Raw genomic sequence first — 20,745 nt, 5'->3', positions numbered from 1 at the left:
CCCGCTGGTTGGCGTGCGTGGTTAAAACCTACCATCCAATCGGTAGGCAATGAGATCGAAAAACAAGCACGTCGTAACGTGCCTGGATGACCGCTGCTTAACGTGCCAACAGCGTTTTCAGCTGCGCGATGGTGATGTCGAACTCCGCGACGTTTTCTGTCATGCGCGCCGAGGTCAGCGCCCCTTGGCAAACCGCGAACACAAAGACCGCCAGCTGATCGAGCGATCCGGCCGGCTGTTTCAAATCCATGCCGCCAAGCACCTCGGTCAGCCACTGAATCTGCGTATTGCGCAATTCGGATGCGGCAGCGCGCAAATCATCGTTGGCACAATCCCAGCCCGGTGCGAACGCCCCCGCCGGACAGACCGCCTGCCCGGCGCGCAGCTCTTTCCGGTACAGGCTGAAATAGGCATCCAGCTTTTTCTGCGGTGACTTGGGCGTGGTCGCTGTCCAGTCGTTGAAGCCTTGCATCGCCGTCTGCAGCACCTCGACCCCCAGCGATTCCTTGGACGCGAAATGGTGATACAGGCTGGCTTTGCGAATGCCGACCCGATCCGCGATGTCCTGAAAGCTGAAGCCCAGGTATGAGCGGGTCTGGATCAGATCCATCGCGACGCGGACGATCTGCTCGCGAGTGCTTGATTCGGTTTCTTTCAACATCATTGATCTCCCTACCAGTAGGTAGATTGCATGAAGGGAGGGATATTGGCAAGGATCGATGCCCATCCCCCCCTTTTATAAAGGGGGAAGTTAAAGCCGGCGACACTTGCCCACGTCACCGCCGAAATTCACCAACCCCATCCCCTCCGGCAATCCTCCCGTCGTCCCGCGCAAGTCCGACTCGGCCATTTCCAGTATCCTGTCGCGTTTTCCCGGAGACCCTGATGACCATTACCGTAAACGGCGTCGAAATCACCGACGCAGCCATTACCGCCGCTGAACCGCAATTCGGCCAGACGGCCGACCCGCGCGCCGCCGCGACCGAAACCCTGATCCTGCGCCAGGTGCTGCTGCAAACCGCCGAAGCCCAAGGCGTGGAAGGTGCAGATGAAGACCAGCGCATCGACAACCTGCTGCAATCCAGCGTTGAAGCGCCGGAAGTCACCGAAGCCGAATGCCGCGCCTTCTACGAAGCCAATCCGCAAAGCTTCGTGCGTGGTGAAGAAGCCGAAGCCAGCCATATCCTGTTCAGCAGCGATCCTTCCGTACCGGCTGGCCTGCTGCGCGCCAAAGCCGAAGGCATCCTGAACGAACTGAAGGCCGAGCCGTTCAAGTTCACCGCCTACGCCAAGGAACACTCGGGCTGCCCGTCCGGTAAGCAAGGTGGCGACCTGGGTTCGTTCGGTCGCGGCCAGATGGTGCCGGAATTCGATGCCGCCGTTTTCAATTCGCCAGAAAACGCCCTCTACCCGGAACTGGTCGAAACCCAGTTCGGCCTGCACATCATCAAGGTCGGCAAGAAGCAAGGCGGTAGCGCCGTGGCCTTCGAAGAAGTGCAAGAACGTCTGGCGCAATACCTGGGCGAAATGGGCATGCGTCGTGCCATGAATGAATACCTGCAAAAAGTCGTCGCCACCGCCAAGATCGATGGCTACACGATGAGCGCCCACTAAGGACCAGCGCGATGAATGCACGCACCCCCTCGCTCGATCTGACAGAGTTGCAGGCCCGGTTGCGCGCTTTCTCCGCCGAGCGGGACTGGGATCAGTTCCACAGCCCGAAGAACCTCGCCTGCGCCTTATCGGTAGAGGCTTCGGAGCTGCTGGAGCTGTTCCAGTGGCTGTCGGATGATCAAGCCCGCAGCGCGCCCGCCGATCCCGCCTTTGCCGAGCGGCTGGGCGAGGAAGTATCGGATGTACTGCTCTATCTGCTGCGGCTGGCCGACGTGACCGGGCTGGATTTATCTGCCGTGGTCGAGCGCAAGCTGGCGCTCAATGCGCAGAAATATCCGGTCGAACAATCACGCGGTAGCTCGCGCAAGTATGACGAGCTTTGATGGGCTCGCGCTGATGCAGGCGCAGTAGCAGCAACGCATCTTCGGTACGGCAATGGCAAGGGGCGCAGCGATGCGCCCCTTTGCTTTATCTGCCGCCAGCGCTGCCGCGCGAATTCGTCCCCTTGTAGCCCGGACGGCTTGCCGGCCGGGGTGGCACTGTTCACTGCTCCCCGAGGTGTCCGGGCTACCGCTTTGGCACACCAACCCCACCAATCCCGATCAACGGTCTTGACCATCCCTTCGCTCAAATATATCTTAAGACATGTTTTTAGATCTGTTTTAAGACAACAGTGAGAGGTGTACACCATGCATTGCCATGAAAAAGGTCATTTCTATCAGCATCTTATTGATCATCTGACGGCGCCGCTGCGGCGGCATGCAATGGGCCGGCATCACCATCGGCATGGCGGCGGCGGGTTCTTCGGCGGCCCCGGTGGTTTCGACGGCGAAGGCGGCGGCATGCCGCGTAGCCGCAAGGTCAGCTCGGATGATTTGCAACTGCTGTTGCTGGCGCTGCTGGAAGAACAACCCCGCCACGGCTACGAGCTGATCAAGGCGCTGGAAGTCCGCTCCAACGGCTTCTACAGCCCCAGCCCCGGCATGGTTTACCCGGCGCTCACCTATCTGGAAGAAGTCGGCCACGCCACGGTCGAAGTAACCGGCAACCGCAAGTGCTACTCCCTGGCCGAGCAGGGCCGCACGCATCTGGCGGCGCATCGCGAGCAAGTAGACCTGATGCTCGCCAAGCTCACCCACATCGGCCGCAAGATGGATTCGGTACGCCGGGCGTTTTCGGGCGAGCCGGCCGAGGCCAGCGATGACACCGGCGCTTGGGTGCCCGAACTGATGCAAGCGCGCCGGGCATTGAAATACGCGCTGGTGATGCGTACCGACGCAACAGCCGACGAACAACGCCGGATCGCCGCCATCCTCGCCCGTGCCACGGCAGAGATCGAAGCCGGCCCGAAAGCGCCGACCGGGTCCGACGTGTAAGAGCCTGTTCAAAATCTCGCAAACAGCCAACTTGAAGCGCGGCGGGGTGTTACTTCCCCCTTTTTGAAGGGGGATTGAGGGGGATTTCGACGCTAGTGGATATTGAGATGTCGCAGAAATCCCCCTAGCCCCCCTTCAAAAAGGGGGGAATGGCAATGCAAGCCGTTGCCGAAAAAACTTTGAACAGCCTGTTAATCGCCCGGCCGCTAAACACACTCACCTGAGAGCCGCTCAATGACCACTAATAACTCCCTCGCCGTGCAACGCGTGCGGCATACCCTCAAACTGCGGCACTTGCAGGTGCGCCGCGTGCAACAACTCAGCCCGCATCTGGTCCGCATCACCTTTACCGGCGACGATCTGGCTGATTTCGTATCCGCCTCATTCGACGATCACATCAAGGTGTTCTTTCCGGCACCGGGTGAAGTCGCGCCGCGCATGCCGGAACTCGGCCCGAACGGCCCGACCTTCGTCGAAGGCGCAGCCCGGCCGATCGCGCGGGACTACACGCCACGCCGGTTCGACCCGGCCAGCGGCGAGCTGGATATCGAATTCGTGCTGCATGGCGAAGGCCCGGCCACTACCTGGGCCGCGCAAGCCAAACCAGGCCAACAGCTCGGCATCGGCGGGCCACGTGGTTCCTTCGTCATCCCGACGGGTTTCCACTGGCATCTGCTGATCGGTGATGACAGCGCCCTGCCCGCCATCGCGCGCCGCCTGGAAGAACTTCCCGCGGAGGCAAACGCCTTGGTCGTGCTGGAAGTCGCCGATGAAACGGCGCAGATTCCCTTGCACTCCGCCGCCCACCTGACCGTGCAGTGGCTGCACCGTGATCCGGCCGATACCGCCGGCCTAAACTTGACCGAAGCGGTACGCCAGCTCTCGTTACCTGTTGGCGAAGGCTATGTGTGGGCGGCAGGCGAACTGGCGGCCATCCAGTCGGTACGCAAGCATCTGGTGGGCGAGCGCGGCATCGATAAATCCCGCATCCGGGCGGCGAGCTATTGGAAGCGCGGCGCGATTGCCAGTCATGAGAATCTGGATGATTGAGTGGCTGACGATGAAGCGGCGTCACCCCGGCCGCGAAGCGTCCGGGCTACAGTGAGCGTTCCTATTGCTGGAACCCAATGTAGGAGCGAGCTTGCTCGCGATGGCAATGGTGCCATATTCAACGTCGCCATCGCGAGCAAGCTCGCTCCTACAGATTGATCAAAGATTTGACATGCATTCTGACTGTATTGAATGGGCCTCTTCGATAGCCATCAATGACAACCAGTCAATTGGCTGCAATTGCAAACCATCCGCCAATCAATTGTAAAAACAGCCAGAAACATTCTTCAACCAACCCCAAGGCTTTATTTAAGCACCGGCAATCCCAGCGCTTTCCGCGTTTCAATCGTGGCACGCGCCAAATCAGCGCGGAACGCAGCGTTTTCCAGCATGGCCGCGGCGACAATCGTACCGGTCAATTTACCGGCCTCGATATCGCTTGGGTAATGCACGCCGCCAATGACCCGGCCTTGGGCAAAGACATCGGCGCGGGCAAAGATCTCAGTCCGCTTTTCCGGAACGATATTCGCCAATACCACCGCAGTCAGATAAGCAAAGGTCGCGTGGCCGCTCGGATAGCTGGGTGATGTCCCTTCGGTGACGATGCCGGGGTGCACTTCCGGGCTGCTGTTATAAGGGCGCGGACGCATCCAGTATTGCTTGGCGGCCTTCATCGGCCCGGCGCCTTCATGCGCCAGCCGCTCGAAGAAAGCCGCAGTGACCGTCAGTTTCTCCGCATTGAATGATTCGCCCAGCACATCGGCAAAGCGGAACACGCTTTTGTGCGTGTCGGCATCCGCCACGGCCAATTGCGCAGCAGTGCGTGTTTTCTGGGCATCGAGCACCAACTGCAAATCCTTGAGGCCGGCCGGGGAGTTTAATGCCGGCGGCGGTGCGATCAATGTAGCGATGTCGAGCTTGTTGCTGCCCAGATAAGTGCTGTCGGCCGCCCAGGCCGGGGACAACAAGGCCAACACCAGCAGCATTGTCAAAGATTGAAACCGTCGATCCCCAAACCATTGCCGCATGATTGATTGCCTAGTCTGTCTGTCCGATAAAGCGGCAGACCTTACGCGCCATTCATGACTGATTCATGACCCATTCGTGACAGGCCAGCAATTTGTCCAATTTCACGCCAATTCAAACAATTAGAAAACGCTTAAATACATAAGCAGCAATCAGCCAATTCAATTACATATCTTTACATACAATGGCATTTGTTATCCATACGTCTAGATGACTTATGTTTTCCATTTAAAACACGGCAATTTCAGCAGCACAATCACTCATTACAAAACGAATTCAAACCGAAATGTTTCCGTCAATGTTTCGTAATAAACCCGCCCCATACTCCGCGTTTTGATTTTCCAGCATCAGCAGTCGGTTCTTCCCGTTTTATCTCTACTACATATCGCTAATTAAATATCGGCCAATTGCCTTGCAATCGGCTCAAGGGGAGTGTTTGTCATGAAATCGCGTGGTCACCACAAATCAATGCACCGTTTTGTCTTGTCCGTTATCGCTTGCTCGGTCATGTCGGCCTATGCGGCGGACGCTCCGACCGACATCGGCAGCGTCTCTGCGGAAGGCGGCACCGGCGGTGGTACAGCCGCAACCACCAAGCGCAAGGCAGTCACGCCGGCTGCTGGTGCAGCGCTGACCCAGGCGCCGCTGGAAGCTCGTTCGCCACAAACCTTGATCAGCGGCGACTACATCGACAATCAAGTGCTGCCCTACGCCGATTACGGCGCGCTGATCCGACTGGCACCGAGCTACACCAGCTCGTCCCCCAACGGCGTGGGCATGTCGGAAGCCAAGGGCCAGACCCTGCGCGGCTTCCCGGATGGCCAGTTCAACGTCACTTATGACGGCGTGCCGTTTGGCGATACCAACGATTTCAGCCACCACACCACGTCTTACTTCCCGGCGGCAACCATCGGCAGCGTGAACATCGACCGCAGCCCGGGCTCTGCCAGCACCATCGGTTATGCCACCTTCGGCGGCTCGATCAATCTGTATTCGCCAACGCTGGATGCGCAATCCAACCTGCGCCCCTACCTCACCGTCGGCTCGCACGATACCCAGCTGTACGGCATTGGCTACAACTCCGGCATCACGCCGGGCCTGCTCGACAACAATCTGTTCATCAATGTCGAATCGCTGCGCTCGGATGGCGCGCTCACCAATGGTGGCCTGCGCAACAAGAACGCCTTCATCAAGGATCAGCTGCCGCTGGATGAAAACACCACGCTGACCGCGCTCTACACGGTGGACAAGATCCATTTCAACAATCCGTCCGGCGCGACGCTGAACCAGGTGGCGCAATACGGCTACAACTACGGTCTGAATAACGACCCGACCAGCCCGAACTACTGGGGTTATGACTATCAGGACAAGCACACCGACTTCGGCTACCTCGATCTGAAGCACGACTTCAACAACGGCTGGAACGTCAGCAACAAGCTGTACACCTATTACTACTACAACATGAGCCACGAGCTGAACGGGGATGTGACCTCGTCGCCGCTGTCCGCTGTCAAGGCCGCCACGCCATTCGCCCCCGGTCAAGCCGGCACCGACATCGCCGGCGCGCTCAAGCTGAACGAATACCGCACCACCGGCGACGTGTTCCAGATCGAGAACACCAGCCATTACGGCACCTTGCGCACCGGCCTGTGGGTCGAGCACACCTTCAACAAGCGCAACCGCTACGCCGTCGATTTCACGACCAACACGCCGTACAAGCAAAACGCCACCTACGGCAACACCTATTACGACATGGTGGATTACGTCGACAACCGGCAGGTGTTCGGCGAATTCGAATGGAAGGCGACCGACACCCTCACCGTCACGCCGGGCCTGCGTTATCAGAACTTCCAGCGCACGCTCAACGCCAACATCAATCAGAACAATCTGGCCGGCACCGGTGGCAACGTGAGCAAGACCTGGAACAGCTTCCTGCCGAGCCTGGACGTGCACTACCAGTTCACCCCGCTGTGGACCGGCTACGCCCAAGTCGGCAAGGGCGTGCTCGCACCGAACCTGAATACGCTGTACTCGGGCAATGCGCTCGCCAACAACTCGGTGGAGCCGCAAACCTCGACGGCCTACCAGCTCGGCACCGTGTACAAGGCCGACAGCTTCACGCTGAATGCCGACGTCTACCTGGTCGATTTCACCAACTACATCGCCAAGAGTGGCGGCGGTGCCAATGCAACCTACTTCAATGCCGGCGGCGTGCGTTACTCCGGTATCGAAGCGGAAGGCAACGTGCTGGTGGGCTACGGCTTCTCGATCTATGCCAACGGCTCGCTGAACAAGGCCGTGTTCAAGGAAGACGGTCTGGCTTCGGCCGGCCAGGGCTGGAAGTCCGGCCAGACGATCTCCGGCGTGCCGCAATACACGGCGGCGCTGGGCCTGAACTACGCGATGAGCCAGTGGAAAGCCGGCCTGATCACCAAGTTCGTCGGCTCGATGTACCAAGGCAAGAACGGCGAGGCGGATGGCGATATCTATCGCGTCGGCTCGTACAGCGTCAGCGATTTCTCGTTGTCGCGTGAGTTCAGCAACCTGTTGCCGCACACCAAGAACGTGCGCATCAGCTTCACCATCAACAACCTGTTCAACACCCACGCCATCACCGACAACAACGGCCCGGCCGCCAACGACACCAGCGGTGGCAAGGATCCGAACCAGTTCCTGTACTACTTCGTGCCGGAGCGCAGCTACTTCCTGAGCTTGCGCGCGGATATCTAAAAAACCACTGCCTTGCTCCCCTCTCACACTTGTGGGAGAGGGGCCGGGGGAGAGGGTCGTGCAAAGTGCAACTTCCTTTTCAAGCACCCTCTCCCTAACCCTCTCCCACTAATAGCTGGGCAAGGCTAAAGCCTTGCACGCGAGGGCGAGGGGACCAGCGAACGCTTCAACCCATACCCGGAATTCACCATGGATCTCACCCACATCAACGACCTCGCCCGCTCCTCTGGCGGCACGCTTTATCTCATGGCCCTGCTGCTGTTCGTCGGCCTGACGGTCATCATCGACCGCGGTCTGCGCATCCGCCGCATCGTGCGCAAAGGCGCCAAGGTCATCACCCTCGTCAACGAGCTGCGTGTGGTCGGCCACAATGATCTGGATGCCCTGCAACAAGCTGCAGAAGGCTTGCCGCATGCCCGGCTGATCGAAGCCTATGCCGCGCAGTTCCGCACGCCGAACCACGACAAGCTCGAAGAGCGGCTGGAAGAAAGCATCTATCTGGAAGTGCCGCACATCGACCGCAGTCTGTGGCTGCTCGATACCGTCATCACCGTCGCCCCGCTGCTGGGCCTGTTCGGCACCATCGTCGGCATGTTCAACGCCTTCGACGTGCTGGGCAAAAGCGGCGGCGATGCCACGCAAGTGACCTCCGGCGTGGCCGAAGCACTGATCGCCACTGCCTGCGGCCTGTTCATCGCCATGAGCCACCTGTGGTTCTTCAACGGCATGAACGACGCCGTGCGCCAGAGCGTGCACCAGCTGGAAACGCTCAAGCGCCTGCTGCTCAACCGCCATCCGGCCACGCTGACCGTGGTGGAGCCGAACGGCAACGCGGTGCACAAAAACCTCGTCGTCGCCTAAGCCGGGAAGAACAGCAATGCGTTATTTCGAAACCCGCAAAGCCCGCATCGAAGTCGTGCCGATGATCGACATCATGTTTTTCCTGTTGGTGTTCTTCATCATGGCCGCGCTGAAAATGATTCCGGCAAGCGGCCTGCCCGGCAAGCTGCCGGGCAGCTCCACCGCGCAAAGCCTGCCCCACCCCAAGGTGGTGGTCACGCTGTACAAGGATGGCTCGATCGAGACCCAGCACCAGAAGCTGACGCTGGATGCCTTCACCGCCCAGCTGCGCAAGAATGACCCGGCCAATACCGTCGTCACCATCGCCAGCGAGAAAGACGCCAACGTACAGCAGCTCACCAGCCTGATGGACGCCTGCCGCAAGGCCGGCGTGGGCCAGATCGGCATCGCCGCACGGGATGCCGGACAGCAATGACGACGCTCGCCCTTCCCATGTCCGCCCCCACACAGAGCAATCCCTTCCAAACCCGCCCGCCGTTCAAAGCCATGTCGGCGGCGCTGGCGGCGGAGATCGGGTTGGTGATCATCGCCGGTCTGGTGCTGACCCAGCACCTGCAAACCACGGGCGAGAAACCGGCCCAGGTCATCAGCCTGGTCACCGCCGAAGCCCCGCCGGAGCCGAAGCCGGAAGCGCCTGCCGCGCCCAAGCCACCGGCCCCCAAGGTGCAGCCGCCCAAACCAGCACCGCACCCGCCGCAAGCGAAGCCGAGGCCTGCTGCGGCAGCAGCAGCGCCAACGCATAGCGAACCCGCACCGGCCGCGACTGACCCGCTGGAGAACAAGGCGGCCACCAGCACCCCGGCCGAGCCAGCACCGCCCCCACCGCCACCTCCCTCGTCCAGCAGCAAAGGGCCGAGCCCGAGCGACATCTTCATCGGCAAATTGCGTGCGGCCGTGCAGGCGGCGGTGATCTATCCGGCATCGCTACGCCAGCTTGGCTTGGCGGGGCAAGCCGAAGTCGCGTTCATGTACCAGGACGGCGCGGTGCGGGATGTACGCATTTCGCGCAGTAGCGGCGTCGGAGCCATGGATCGCGCCGCCATCGCCGCCGTCACCGCCGCGACCATGCCGCCGCCTCCGGCCGAGCTGCAGGGGCGTGAGCATGCGTATGTGGTGACGGTGCATTTCCGCTTGAACTGACCTGTAAAGTCTTGTTCACGATCTTTTAGCTATGCGCCTGTGGCGCGGTGTTAAAAGCGTTACAGCGGGAGTCCGTCCCGCGGCCGGGGAAGGGACTTTGTCTCGCCAAAGCCCCCTCCACCCCAAAGGCGACCCTGCGCCTTACGGTCCTCCGGACTACCCTCAGTCGGTCGCGAGCCTAAGGTCTCGCTCCACTCCCTCGGCGCTTAGCGAAAGGGGAGGAAAGGCACTCGTGCCACCATTGCGGTGTGATTTGAATAGTTTGATGTTGGGCAGTTGGTTAACCATAGGAGTGGATAGGTGAATTATCGGTGACGGTCTTTATCGACTGTCCAAACAGCAATTCGATTGAACAAGGCAGAAATGATGGCATTGGCGGTTTTCTCCCCCTTACGCTCAGCGCCAAAGGAGTGGAGCGAGACCTTAGGCTCGCGACCGACTGAGGGTAGTCCGGAGGACCGCCAAGCGGGGGTCGCCTTTCTTGGCTTACTTTCTTTGGCGAGACAAAGAAAGTGAGTCGGCATGCGGGACGAACTCCCGCTGTAACGCCTTTACCCGCGCCGCAGGCGCATAGCTAAAAATCGTTAAACAAGTGCCAAGACACGCGCTTACCTCGCACAACGTTCCGTAACCTCCTACCAGCCCTCCGCCGTAAACGGTCTGCAGGCCCGCACCGTTTTTACCTCCAGCGGCGACACTCGCCGTCACTCAACGAACAACACTTCTGGAGAATTGAACAATGAATCGCTTCCTGCGCACGCTGCTCCCCGCCGCCGCCCTGCTCGCCAGTTTTGCCGCCCACGCAGATACCCCCGGCGATCATCCCTACTACCTGCACGCGCTGACCGATCTGCGCGATGCGCGTGCCCACCTTGAACACCTGAGCAGCGACAAGGTCGACCACGCCGAAGAACATGCTATTCGCGAAATCGACGCCGCCATCGGCGAGATCAAGAAAGCCGCCATCGATGACGGCAAGGACATCCATGATCACAAGCCGGTCGATGCCAACCTGAAGCGCACCGACCGCTTCCACAAAGCGCTGGAACTGCTCGAGAAGGCCCGCCAGGACGCGTCGCACGAAGAAGACCAGGCCAATACCCGTGGCCTGCAGAAGCGTGCGGTCAAGCACATCGAAGAAGCGCAACACGCGGTCAAGCATGTGATCGAGACGGTGTTGGCGGGCCAGTAAACGGCCGACGCTCCCTCCTCCCGATTGACGGGAGAAAGCCAGATAGCCGCACGGCGAACAGGACGTTCTGTTCGCCGTGCGGCTTTTGCACGCCCGTATCCGGTTTTTGAACAAGGTGTGTCGCCTTGCCTCACGAATGACAAGTCATGCCACTATGATTACGTCATACCCCGACTTGCCAACACCCGGACTCCCCGCATGACCAGCAAGGGCCGTCCGTAATGCTTTTCCGACTGTTGATTGTTAGTTTGCTGCGCGCCGCTACCGCCCAAGCCGCGCGCAGGCTGCCAAATGCAATTCAGGGAGCCACCCCTATCGCCCCGCCCACAACGGAGAACGCAACAATGAAATACAAACTGCTTGGTTTGACCGTGGCGCTGGCTGCCTCTGCACTGCTCCCCGCCGCCTACGCCGAAGAGCGCGCGCTGGTCGTGGGGGTGGGCAAATACCAGATGAAGGGCAACGACCTGCCCGGCATCGATCTCGATGTGGCAATGGCGAAGAAAATCCTCAAGCTGCAGGGCTTCCGCGATGACCAGATTCGCGTGCTGCAGGACGAGCAAGCGACCGCGGCCAATATCAAGGCCGGCATCAAGGACTGGCTGGGCGGCGCGAGCAGCAATGAACGCGCGGTGTTTTATTTCAGCGGCCACGGCTCGCGGATTCCCTCGGCCAATGGTGAAGAATCGGTGCTGGTCGCCAACGACGCGCATGGCGCGGTGGTCGATGGGCGCGCCTCGCTGGCTGGCGTGGTGAGCTCGGCCGACTTCATGGCGCAATTGAAGGGGCTGAAAAGCCAGCACGTGTATGCCATCGTCGACGCCTGCCACAGCGGCGGCATGAGCACCGACAAGGCGGTCAAGCTTGGCACGCGCAATATCGGTGGCGAGGTCGACGCGGTCGCGAAATTCCTCGTCTACCCCGGTATGCCGGCCCCGGCGCTGGAAACCGAGCACAAAGGCACATTGCGCGGCGTGATCGTCACGCAAGACGATGTGCCCGGCGGTGCCCACCTCAATTACGTAGCCATGCTGGCGGCGGGGGCCAAGGAATATGCGCTGGCCACCAGCCAGGGCAGCGCCTTCACACTGGCCGTCTCCAACGCGCTGGATGCCGCTGTGCAAGACAAGAAGGCCGCCTCGCCCAAAGACCTGACCCAGGCGGCCGGTACGTTCATCCACAACAACTTCGCCGTGAATCAGGTACACACACCGGAGCTGCATGGCGATACCACGCTGAAAGCCGCCTCGCTGATGTTCACCGCCCCGGCGGCCGATGGCGAAAACTGGCACACGCTGGCCGAACTGGCCCGCCGCCTGCAACCGCTGGCATTAACCGCGACCCAATCGAGCTACGCCATCGGCGAGCGGGTGAAATACGAGCTGAACCTGCCGCGTGAGGGCTATCTGAACATCGTCACCATCGATGCCAACGACCAGGCTACCGTGCTGTTCCCCAACCCGTTCTACAAGGGCAGCAATTTCGTGAAGGCCGGCAAACTCAACCTGCCAGTGGACATCGGCGGCTTCCGCTTTGAAGCGGCCGACCCGAAAGGCAAGACGCTGACCGTCGCCTTCCTCAGCAGCCAGAAACTGAACCTGCTGGATTACTCGATCGGCCAGCGCGACCGGGATGGCAAGTGGATCGCCAACCAGCTGGGCGCCCTCTCGGCCGCAGGCGTCGGCCGCGCCGTACGGGTGGTCGGCGAGGGCAATGCCGACTTGGCCGGCGTGGTGCAGTTCACGGTGAAGTAGCAACCGTAGACGTCGACCTGTATTGGAGCATGTGCCTGTGTGGAATCTGCCATTAGCGGTTGTGGGTACAGTCATCCCCCCCTTCGCGAAGGGGGGAATGACTGCCCAATTTCTCAGAAGTAGCCGGAACTCCCTCACAGCCGGCCTCATCGCCTCGTGCGCCCTCCTCGGTTTAAGCGCCTGCGGCTCCCCTGCTCCGCTGCAGCATGCCGGCCCGCCGTCCCAGACACAGGCGTTTTACCTGTTCCAGCTGGACAACCACGATTGCGTGCTCACGCGTGTTTCCGCCGGGCTGGCGGTCACCGCGAACGTTTGCATCGTCGGGCCTGCGTGGTCCGGCCAGCTGGAAAAAGGCACCGTGCAATGGCAGGCGTTCGATCTGAGCGATAACCCGTTGGCAGTCGTGCAGTTGCAGGACCAGCATGCCGGTCCGCCGCAAGCATTGGCGGTGGCGCAACGGCCCTATCCAGACCATGCATGGCTGCTGGCGGTGGGCGGGCCGCGTTTGCAGTTCGTACGCGTCGAGTTGCAAACCGATGGCCCGCAGCTGCTGAAATACCCGCCCCCGGCGCAACGCATCCCGCAGGGTGCACCGCTGCTAGATGACGATGGTGCGTTGATCGGCGTTCAGACTGACTCCGGTCAAGCCTATAGCGCGGGGGTGGCGGCGGATTTTGTCACCGCCGAGGCCAATTCGAATTGCACCGGGCGAGTGGGGGAGAAATGCGCGGAATGGCTCAATTTCTTCAGGCACAAAGGGCGATAGCACCCATGACCCTTCAATGGCGCTGGCTACTTGTATTGGCCGCCCTGCTGGCTGCCACGCTCGCCCATGCCGAATCCCGCGCCGTCTTGATCGGCGTGGGCCAATACGCCACCAAGCGCATCGAGCGGCTGGAAGGCCCGGCCGAGGATGTACGCGCCGTGCGTGAGCGTTTGATCGGCAAGCTTGGCTTCGCGCCGTCCGCCGTCACCACCTTGCTGGATGCGCAGGCCACCCGCGCCGGCATTCTGGCGGCGTTAGGGCAGTTGGAAGGCCAGACCAAGGCGGGCGACTTCATCCTGATCTACTTCAGCGGCCACGGTAGCAGCTACAAGGATGCCGGCGGCTTTGGCGCGGTGGCGCATCTACCCTATGCCAGCGGCGCGTGGCTGCCGTACGACACCGAACTGGATATCAAGAAGGACGTTGCCGGCTCCATCATCATCGGCCGGCGTGATCTGCGGCCGATTCTGGAGGCACTGGATCGCGGCGGGCGGCGGGTACTGGTGATTTCCGATAGCTGCTTTTCCGGGCAGTTGGTGCGTGGTACCAGCCGCAAGAGCGGGCTGAAATTCGTCGCCTTGCCAGGTGCGGTCGATCCGCTGGAAGCAGCATCCGAACTCGGCAACCGGCACGATCCGCCGCCGTATCCATATCACCACGTCAGCATGCTTTCCGCCTCGAACGAGAACGAGCCGGCGCACGATATCAATACCGAAACGCTGGCATCGTGGCCAACCATCGATAACAAACCACACGGCGCGCTGACCGATGCGCTGTTGCGGGTGTTCGATGGCCAGTTGGGTGCGAGCGTGGATAGCGATGGTCATGCCAGCCTGGCCGCGCTGCACCGCGCCATCGACAACTTCATGAACTCGCGCAACTACGGCCAGGCGCCGCAAATGCTGCCATCGATCCGTGAGGACAAAGACGGCTTGCTGACCTCGCCGCTGCCGGGCTTGAAGGCCGCCCCGATCCGCCAAACCGGTGGCGCGGATGTATCGATCGAGCTGGCATCCAACAACGCCGCGCTGCGCGATCAGCTCACCGGTCTGGGCGGCGTGAAGCTGACGCGCCGGGCCGCCGATTTCACCGTGAGCGGCGATCTGAGCCATTTGCGGCTGGTCGATAAGGCCGGCGACACCGTCAACGAAACCGGCGACGTCAACGCGCTGCTCACCCGCATCCGCGCCGAGAGCTGGTTGCGCGGCAAGCTGCCCGTGGCAGGTGGACGATTCGATCTGCTGGCGGAACTCGATCCCAACACGCGGGGCGGCAATTACCTGCGCTGCGAAACGCTGGCGGTGAATGTGCGTGCAGGCGCACCGGTCTGGCTGCTGGTGCTGGATGTCGACTCATCCGGCACATTCACCACGCTCTACCCGAACAACCGCGCCGAAATCCGCCAGCTCGCCGCCAACGAAGTGACGGTGATTCCCGGCCTGCGCCCGCAAGACCGCATTCAGGTCACGCCGCCGTTCGGCATCGACCATCTGTACGTGTTTGCCTTCAATCGCAAACCCGATTTCCTCGATGCCTTGGCCGGTCAACGCTTCGGTGCCGGGCAACCGCTGGCAGAACAATTTGCCGCCGGCCTGAATAAGGAAACCGCGAACCTGCAATATCAAAAACTGGTGTTGCGCACCTCCGCCAACCCGGCGCTCGGAGACGGGCCATGCCCCAAAAATCCCTGATTGCCGGGTTGCTGTGGCTGGCCGCTACCGCGAGTTGGGGCGCTACGGATTGCCCCGATGCGCAAGGACTGGAGGCAGCCATACGCACTGCGACCACGTCCTCGGCGCAGCAAACCGCGCTGGAACAAGCCGCCCTCGCCTGCCCCGGCAACTTCAATTTCCAATACCGACTGGCGCTCAATTACCAACGCGCCGACAAGCTGGACGCCGCCAAGGCGCGTTATCTGCAGGCGATGTCGGTCAACGATGGCAGCCTGCTGGCGATGGGCAGCGTGTACGGCCGGCTGGCGGAAGTGGCACTCGGGCAACGCGAGAAAATCAACGCCGAATCCTATGTGGACGTCGCCCGGTTGCTGTTCGATCTGCGCGCCAGGAATGAGCGGCAGGCCGCGCCGGAATGGTTCAACGCAGTGGTACGCGTAGTGGCGGAACAGGACTGGGCCAATGCCTCGCCGCAGGACTTGGCCGCCGTGCTGTCGAAGAAACGTTCACTGGCGAACAAGGTGGCAGAGCGTGGTGTGAAGGTGTTGCCAAGCGTAGACCTGCGCATCCAGTTCGGCACCGACAGTGCAGCCCTGAACGGGCAAGGCGCAGACCAAAGCGCGCGCCTGGCGGAAGCCCTCAGGCTGGTCAAACCGACCGGCACGGTCACCATCGTCGGCCACACCGACCAGACCGGCAGCGATGCCTTCAATCAAAAGCTATCGGAAAAACGCGCCGAGGCGGTCGTGGCGGAGCTGAAGAAACGCCTGCCGGAGATGGCCAGCCAGTTCCGCACCGAAGGGCACGGCAAGAACGAACCACTCGTGCCGGGAACCGACCCGGCATCGCTCGCCTTGAACCGGCGCGTGGAAATCCGCCTGGGGGACTGAGCACCAGACTGCAAGCCGCAGTCATCGGCAAGATAACTCATCAATGCAAAGGAACCGCGACCATGCACCGACTCACGACATTACTGCTGGCCATGCTGCTGACCAGCCCGTTGGCCCTTGCTGAAATGACCGAAGCCAAAACGGAAAGCGCGCAATTGGCCTTTCTCGATTCGCGGCTATTCGACGGCGAATTCGCCAATTTGCTCAAGGCCGGCAAGAGCCGCATCACCGTCGACTTCCCCGGCAAGATCTCGCTCTCCAAGATCCCGGAACGCCTCGACCGCTGGATTACCGCAGTGGGTACGAGCGGCAAGCTTGAACTGCAACCGGAAGCAGAGAACCGCCCCAAGGATTTTCTGGGCGTGATCCCGACGATTTTTTCGCTGATCAAAGAAGCCGGCGACGCCATCGAGCTAGGGCGCGTGAAGCACTACAACGCAGTGCTGACCTATCGCAAGGATGCATCGGGCGATGCAATCATCGATCAGATCATTTTTACGCGGAAGCCGAATGAGTGATTGGGTAGGGTGAGTGCTGAAGGCCTCACTTGGCGAGACAGGCCGAAATGAGGACTCAATGGTGCTGAAGTTTTTCCAGCGCGGCTTCGGCCAACCAACCACTACGGTTGGTTGTGAGCGCGTCGATACGGCGAATCAGGCGGCCGGGAAGCGTCACATTGATTTTCTCGGCTTTGCCGAGATAGCGCGAGATATCAATCTCGACCACGCCCCACACGTAGCCAGCGAACTCCGGCTTGGCATAGTGGCTGGCGATGGTGCCGGCCTGCGGGATAGTCGCCTCGTCCTCGGCCAGACCCTCCAGATGCAGGTCAATGGCTTCGCGGGCATTGGCAATGGCTTCATCCAGGGTATCGCCGGCCGAGAAACAACCCGGCAAATCCGGGACAGTGACACCAAAGGCGTGTGTTTCGTCACCCGGTTCAATGGCAATGGGGTAATGCATAGTGGTCTCCTTTCAAGCGACTGGAAACGCCGATTGCCTCGGCAATCACGCCCCCATCAAGGATGGTCTGAAAAGTCGAACCTTATTTGAGGCCAGCTTGTTTCAAGATGCTGTTGAAGGTGCCAGCTGGTAAGTCTTTCTTGGGGTGGGTAATGGTGACTCGCCCCGGTTTGCTAGGGTGCTTGAACTGATGGTGGCTCCCCTTGACCGCGACTTCGTACCAGCCATCGGCCTTGATCAGCTTGATGGCTTCCTGACTTGTCATCTCTGACCTTGCTTTATTGCCAACGGGGTTATTATAACCCCACCAACGCAAAAAATAACCCCGGGGTTATTTTTATGACAGATATTCTTGTTGGCGCAGAAAAACAAAAGGCCCCGTACGAGACGGGGCCTTTTGTTTACTACTGGTGCCGACGGCAGGAATCGAACTCGCGACCCCCTGATTACAAGTCAGGTGCTCTACCAACTGAGCTACATCGGCGAAGGCCCGGATTATTACACATCTCGCTTTGCGCTTGCAAAGAGGATTTTGCGGAGACCGCGCCAGTATGCAGAAGCCCCCACCTGACGCGGGAGCATTTGACCGATTGGGGCGATTAAGGGGGTGAACTGGTGAGCCCCTGATTACAAGTCAGGGGCTCAACCCCATCAGAACCACTGCCCGAAGCAGCGGATATTTCGGCAGCCTTGGCCGAGCGTTACTCCTGCGAGAAACGCAGCGGACCGCTGATGGATACCAACAACAGCATGCTGTTGGCAGCAGCTCTCCTGCGTCGGCTGAACAGGCGTATTGCGTTGTTCGATCAATCCCGCTCCTGGGGATCGGTTTGAAGCAGCAAGCTTATTTGCACAGTCATAACCAAGCCCACAATTCACCTCAAATAATATACGGCAAACGCCCTACTCCATTCGTCGACCATTTAATCGTTAACCGCTGCATTGCATTTACCTATATGGATTTGCCTGCAGCAAACGCCTATCAACACGCACGGGGTATGCGATTACTGCACAATCGTTGCAAGCTTTTATAAATAACCTTACCTATTGAGCTACTTGGTTGTTTATTACTACATTCAATCGAATCCGGCCCGGATGGTGTGTCGGCAAGGCACAAACACCCCGGCTAAACCACACCGTCAATCCCTGCCCAGCCCCATCACCCATTGAAGTTGCGGCGTCGAATCGTCAAAACCCGCAACCCTTTTCATTCATCGACGAGATTAAAAGATGAACGTATCGCACCGCTTGATTCTGCTGGTCATTACCGCTTTTCTCGGGCTATCCGCAGTATTTGGCTGCGCCTGGCTGCAAATGGAGTCAATGAAGAAACATTTGTTTGATATTTCGCAACAGCGCATTCCAGCCATTATTGCGGTCGACAATGCCACTCAATCCAATCAGGAAATGCGAGTCGATCTGGCAAAATATCTCGGCACGGCAGACGACCTTGATCGGGCGGCATTTGGCGATGCATATAGCAATGACCGCAATGGCATGAGACGCCAATTGCAGCAATATGGAAAACTCAGCGGCGAGCAAGACGAAAAGCTGAAGAATGTGACGGTGCTGCTGGATCAATTCGAGGCGCAAGTCCAGCGCATCTTCAAGACCGCCGAAGCCGGCAAGCTGGATGAGGCAAAGCAAATCCGCGATCAGGAATTGACGCCGGTCGAACAGCGCCTGAAAAACGCACTATTCGAGCTCGCTGGTTACAACGTCGCGCTGAGCCGACAAAGTGAAGAGGCGGCGACTCATGCCTTCACGATCGCGGTTCGCACGACTTTGATCATCACCGCCGTCGCCTCATTGATCCTGTTGCTGCTGGCGATCATGACCTTGCGCTCGGTAGTGGGCGGTGTCACCCAAGGCCGCAATGTGGTCACTGAAATAGAATCCACGCTCAATCTGACGTTGCGCGCGCCGATCAAACGCAATGATGAAATCGGTGTGCTGCTGGGCGCCTTCAACCGCTTGCTGGACCGGCTGCACGACAATTTCCAGAAGCTGTTTGACGACTTCGCCCGCGTTTCCAGCACCGCCAACCAATTGCTGGAGGCGTCATCATCCGTTGCATCGAGCGCTTCGGCGCAAAACGAAGCATCGACCAGCATGGCCGCCACGGTGGAGCAAATCACGGTCAGCATCAGCCATGTCGCGGACCGCGCCAGCCAGGCGGCAACCCTGGCGCGTGACGCGGGTGAACTGGCCAACGGCAGCTCGGCCGTGATCGGTCAGAACGTTGCATCCATGGAAAACATGGTACGCGTGGTCGAGGGCGCGGTTTCTGATATTGCCGAACTCGAATCCCAGACCACCAGCATCACCTCCATCATCACGGTTATCCGGGAAGTGGCGGACCAGACCAATCTGCTGGCGCTGAATGCAGCCATCGAAGCCGCCCGTGCCGGCGAACAGGGGCGCGGCTTTGCGGTCGTCGCGGACGAAGTGCGCAAGCTGGCCGAGCGCACCGCTCAAGCAACGGGCGACATCGGCAGCATGATCGAGCGGGTACGCACGAGCTGCCAGCAAACCGTGGCGCGCATGCACCAGACCCAAGGCATCGTGGTGGAGGGCGTGGCGAGTGCGTCACAAGCCCGGCACACCATCGAGCAGGTGGTCGAAGCAACCCAGCAGGCGCGGATGCTGACCAACGAGATTTCCGATGCGATCCGCGAGCAAAGCGCGGCGTGCATCACCATGGCGCAGCAGGTAGAGAGAATCGCGCAAATGTCGGAAGACAACCGCAGCACCGCCAGTGGCGCGCGCAGCATGGCGGGGGATTTGAATGTACTGGCAAATGGGATGCAGGGGGTTGTGGCGGCGTATCGGTTGTGAGGGACGACGAGGGCTTGTCCCCTCTCCCTTGCCTGCAAGGCTTCAGCCTTGTTCAGCGATTAGTGGGCGAGGGTTAGGGAGAGGGTGCTAAAAAGGACATTGCCCTTGGCACGACCCTTTCCCCCAGCCCCTCTCCCGCAAATGGGCGAGGGGAGCAAGGCTGCCGGCAAGAGATCAAGAACAGTCTCTAACTAAGGGTTGCCGTTGCAGCCAAATTCGCGAAAACCGGCACGCTCGCTGAGTCGTTGGTAGTAGCGATTGACCGCCGGAAAAACCGGCTGCTCACCAGGCATCGACAACCAACGATGCACCGAGAGCCCGACCACGATGTCCGCCAGAGAGAAATTATCACCGGCGACATAGGCGCCGGTTTTGGCCAGATGCGTATCCAGCAGGCCGATGAGCTTGGCCCAATCATCGATGCTCTTTTGCAACAACGCCGCATCCTGATAATCCGGATGCTTCCGGATCAGCCCCATGAACGCGTATCGCCAGGCGTTGTTAAGTTCGGTGGCTTGCCAATCCATCCACTTTTCGACGAGTGCGCGTTCGCGCGGATTGACTGGCAAGAGGCGCTCGCCGCCATAGGCATTCGCAAGGTAGCGGCAAATCGAGTTCGATTCGGTGAGCACGAAGTCGCCATCGATCAGCACCGGCACCAGCCCCATCGGGTTCAGCGCCAGATATTCGGGCGTATTCGTCGCACGGTAGCCCGCGCCCCATTGCTCTTGCTCGAAAGGCAAACCCAGCTCCCGGCAAGTCCAGAGCACTTTGCGGACGTTGATCGAGATGTCCTTGCCGAGAATTTTCAACATGAATTGCCGTTCCTTTGGTTCTGGCGTATTGCACGCCGAAGTGGGCGATGGCGTCGA

20 protein-coding genes and 1 tRNA gene are annotated in these 20,745 nt (G+C 60.1%); 15 read left to right on the top strand and 6 right to left on the bottom strand.

All coding sequences use genetic code 11. From position 1 onward, the window contains the following. Window positions 1-97 precede the first annotated feature (97 nt). Complete coding sequence (locus BR41_RS03160; RefSeq protein WP_035053597.1) at window positions 98-661, bottom strand: TetR/AcrR family transcriptional regulator; 564 nt, start codon at window positions 659-661, stop codon at window positions 98-100. Window positions 662-885: 224 nt separating this feature from the next. Between BR41_RS03160 and BR41_RS03155 the strand changes: the two genes are divergently transcribed. From BR41_RS03155 to BR41_RS03140, 4 genes are all read left to right on the top strand, one after another. Next, window positions 886-1,614, top strand: a complete 729-nt coding sequence (locus BR41_RS03155; protein ID WP_035052795.1) for a peptidylprolyl isomerase — start codon at window positions 886-888, stop codon at window positions 1,612-1,614. 11 nt (window positions 1,615-1,625) lie between these two features. After that, the gene (locus BR41_RS03150; protein WP_035052793.1) at window positions 1,626-1,997 is read left to right on the top strand and encodes a nucleotide pyrophosphohydrolase; all 372 of its coding nucleotides are present in this window, start codon (window positions 1,626-1,628) and stop codon (window positions 1,995-1,997) included. 306 nt (window positions 1,998-2,303) lie between these two features. Then, the gene (locus tag BR41_RS03145; protein WP_084186813.1) at window positions 2,304-2,990 is read left to right on the top strand and encodes a PadR family transcriptional regulator; all 687 of its coding nucleotides are present in this window, start codon (window positions 2,304-2,306) and stop codon (window positions 2,988-2,990) included. Between the two features lie 234 nt (window positions 2,991-3,224). Beyond that, entirely contained in the window at window positions 3,225-4,040 is an 816-nt protein-coding gene (locus BR41_RS03140) for a siderophore-interacting protein (RefSeq protein ID WP_035052789.1), read from the top strand. A gap of 305 nt (window positions 4,041-4,345) precedes the next feature. On the opposite strand, the gene BR41_RS03135 is transcribed toward BR41_RS03140, so the two are convergent. Then, entirely contained in the window at window positions 4,346-5,026 is a 681-nt protein-coding gene (locus BR41_RS03135) for an acid phosphatase (protein ID WP_051709957.1), read from the bottom strand. Between the two features lie 481 nt (window positions 5,027-5,507). Between BR41_RS03135 and BR41_RS03130 the strand changes: the two genes are divergently transcribed. The 10 genes from BR41_RS03130 (at window position 5,508) to BR41_RS03085 (ending at window position 16,590) form a co-directional block, all read left to right on the top strand. After that, complete coding sequence (locus BR41_RS03130) at window positions 5,508-7,796, top strand: TonB-dependent receptor (protein ID WP_084186812.1); 2,289 nt, start codon at window positions 5,508-5,510, stop codon at window positions 7,794-7,796. A 189-nt stretch (window positions 7,797-7,985) separates the two neighbouring features. After that, on the top strand, window positions 7,986-8,657 hold the full coding sequence (locus BR41_RS03125) for a MotA/TolQ/ExbB proton channel family protein (RefSeq protein WP_035052785.1): 672 nt from the start codon (window positions 7,986-7,988) through the stop codon (window positions 8,655-8,657). A 16-nt stretch (window positions 8,658-8,673) separates the two neighbouring features. Continuing rightward, window positions 8,674-9,072, top strand: coding sequence for an ExbD/TolR family protein (locus tag BR41_RS03120; protein ID WP_035052783.1), 399 nt, complete (start codon window positions 8,674-8,676; stop codon window positions 9,070-9,072). 17 nt (window positions 9,073-9,089) lie between these two features. After that, window positions 9,090-9,797: a TonB family protein gene (locus tag BR41_RS03115; RefSeq protein ID WP_156970531.1), complete on the top strand. Its 708-nt coding sequence runs from the start codon at window positions 9,090-9,092 to the stop codon at window positions 9,795-9,797. Window positions 9,798-10,536: 739 nt separating this feature from the next. After that, a complete protein-coding gene (locus BR41_RS03110) occupies window positions 10,537-10,989 on the top strand; it encodes a hypothetical protein (protein ID WP_035052781.1) in 453 nt (150 codons plus the stop codon). A 344-nt stretch (window positions 10,990-11,333) separates the two neighbouring features. Further along, complete coding sequence (locus BR41_RS03105; protein WP_035052779.1) at window positions 11,334-12,743, top strand: caspase family protein; 1,410 nt, start codon at window positions 11,334-11,336, stop codon at window positions 12,741-12,743. 97 nt (window positions 12,744-12,840) lie between these two features. Beyond that, complete coding sequence (locus BR41_RS03100; protein ID WP_084186810.1) at window positions 12,841-13,509, top strand: hypothetical protein; 669 nt, start codon at window positions 12,841-12,843, stop codon at window positions 13,507-13,509. A 5-nt stretch (window positions 13,510-13,514) separates the two neighbouring features. Then, window positions 13,515-15,200 carry a caspase family protein gene (locus BR41_RS03095; protein WP_035052775.1) on the top strand — a complete coding sequence of 562 codons (1,686 nt, stop codon included), beginning with the start codon at window positions 13,515-13,517 and terminating at the stop codon, window positions 15,198-15,200. Beyond that, window positions 15,182-16,072 carry an OmpA family protein gene (locus BR41_RS22640; protein WP_051709949.1) on the top strand — a complete coding sequence of 297 codons (891 nt, stop codon included), beginning with the start codon at window positions 15,182-15,184 and terminating at the stop codon, window positions 16,070-16,072. Before BR41_RS03095 ends, BR41_RS22640 begins: the two co-directional genes overlap by 19 nt. A gap of 62 nt (window positions 16,073-16,134) precedes the next feature. Further along, window positions 16,135-16,590, top strand: a complete 456-nt coding sequence (locus BR41_RS03085; RefSeq protein ID WP_035052772.1) for a hypothetical protein — start codon at window positions 16,135-16,137, stop codon at window positions 16,588-16,590. A 55-nt stretch (window positions 16,591-16,645) separates the two neighbouring features. On the opposite strand, the gene BR41_RS03080 is transcribed toward BR41_RS03085, so the two are convergent. The 3 genes from BR41_RS03080 to BR41_RS03070 all read right to left on the bottom strand — a co-directional run bounded on the left by BR41_RS03080 (window position 16,646) and on the right by BR41_RS03070 (window position 17,519). Beyond that, the gene (locus BR41_RS03080) at window positions 16,646-17,035 is read right to left on the bottom strand and encodes a type II toxin-antitoxin system HicB family antitoxin (RefSeq protein WP_035052770.1); all 390 of its coding nucleotides are present in this window, start codon (window positions 17,033-17,035) and stop codon (window positions 16,646-16,648) included. Between the two features lie 82 nt (window positions 17,036-17,117). Continuing rightward, a complete protein-coding gene (locus tag BR41_RS03075) occupies window positions 17,118-17,300 on the bottom strand; it encodes a type II toxin-antitoxin system HicA family toxin (RefSeq protein WP_035052767.1) in 183 nt (60 codons plus the stop codon). Window positions 17,301-17,443: 143 nt separating this feature from the next. Further along, window positions 17,444-17,519, bottom strand: a tRNA-Thr gene (locus tag BR41_RS03070). Between the two features lie 746 nt (window positions 17,520-18,265). On the opposite strand from BR41_RS03070, the gene BR41_RS03065 reads away from it, so the two are divergent. Next, on the top strand, window positions 18,266-19,873 hold the full coding sequence (locus BR41_RS03065) for a methyl-accepting chemotaxis protein (protein ID WP_051709948.1): 1,608 nt from the start codon (window positions 18,266-18,268) through the stop codon (window positions 19,871-19,873). A gap of 191 nt (window positions 19,874-20,064) precedes the next feature. Here BR41_RS03065 and BR41_RS03060 read toward each other — a convergent pair whose 3' ends face one another. Next, complete coding sequence (locus BR41_RS03060; protein WP_035052764.1) at window positions 20,065-20,688, bottom strand: glutathione S-transferase family protein; 624 nt, start codon at window positions 20,686-20,688, stop codon at window positions 20,065-20,067. Window positions 20,689-20,745 lie beyond the last annotated feature (57 nt).

The organism is Andreprevotia chitinilytica DSM 18519, from assembly GCF_000711875.1.
GTDB classification, from domain to species: Bacteria; Pseudomonadota; Gammaproteobacteria; order Burkholderiales; family Chitinibacteraceae; genus Andreprevotia; species Andreprevotia chitinilytica.
This window is presented reverse-complemented; position numbering and strand designations above follow the sequence as displayed.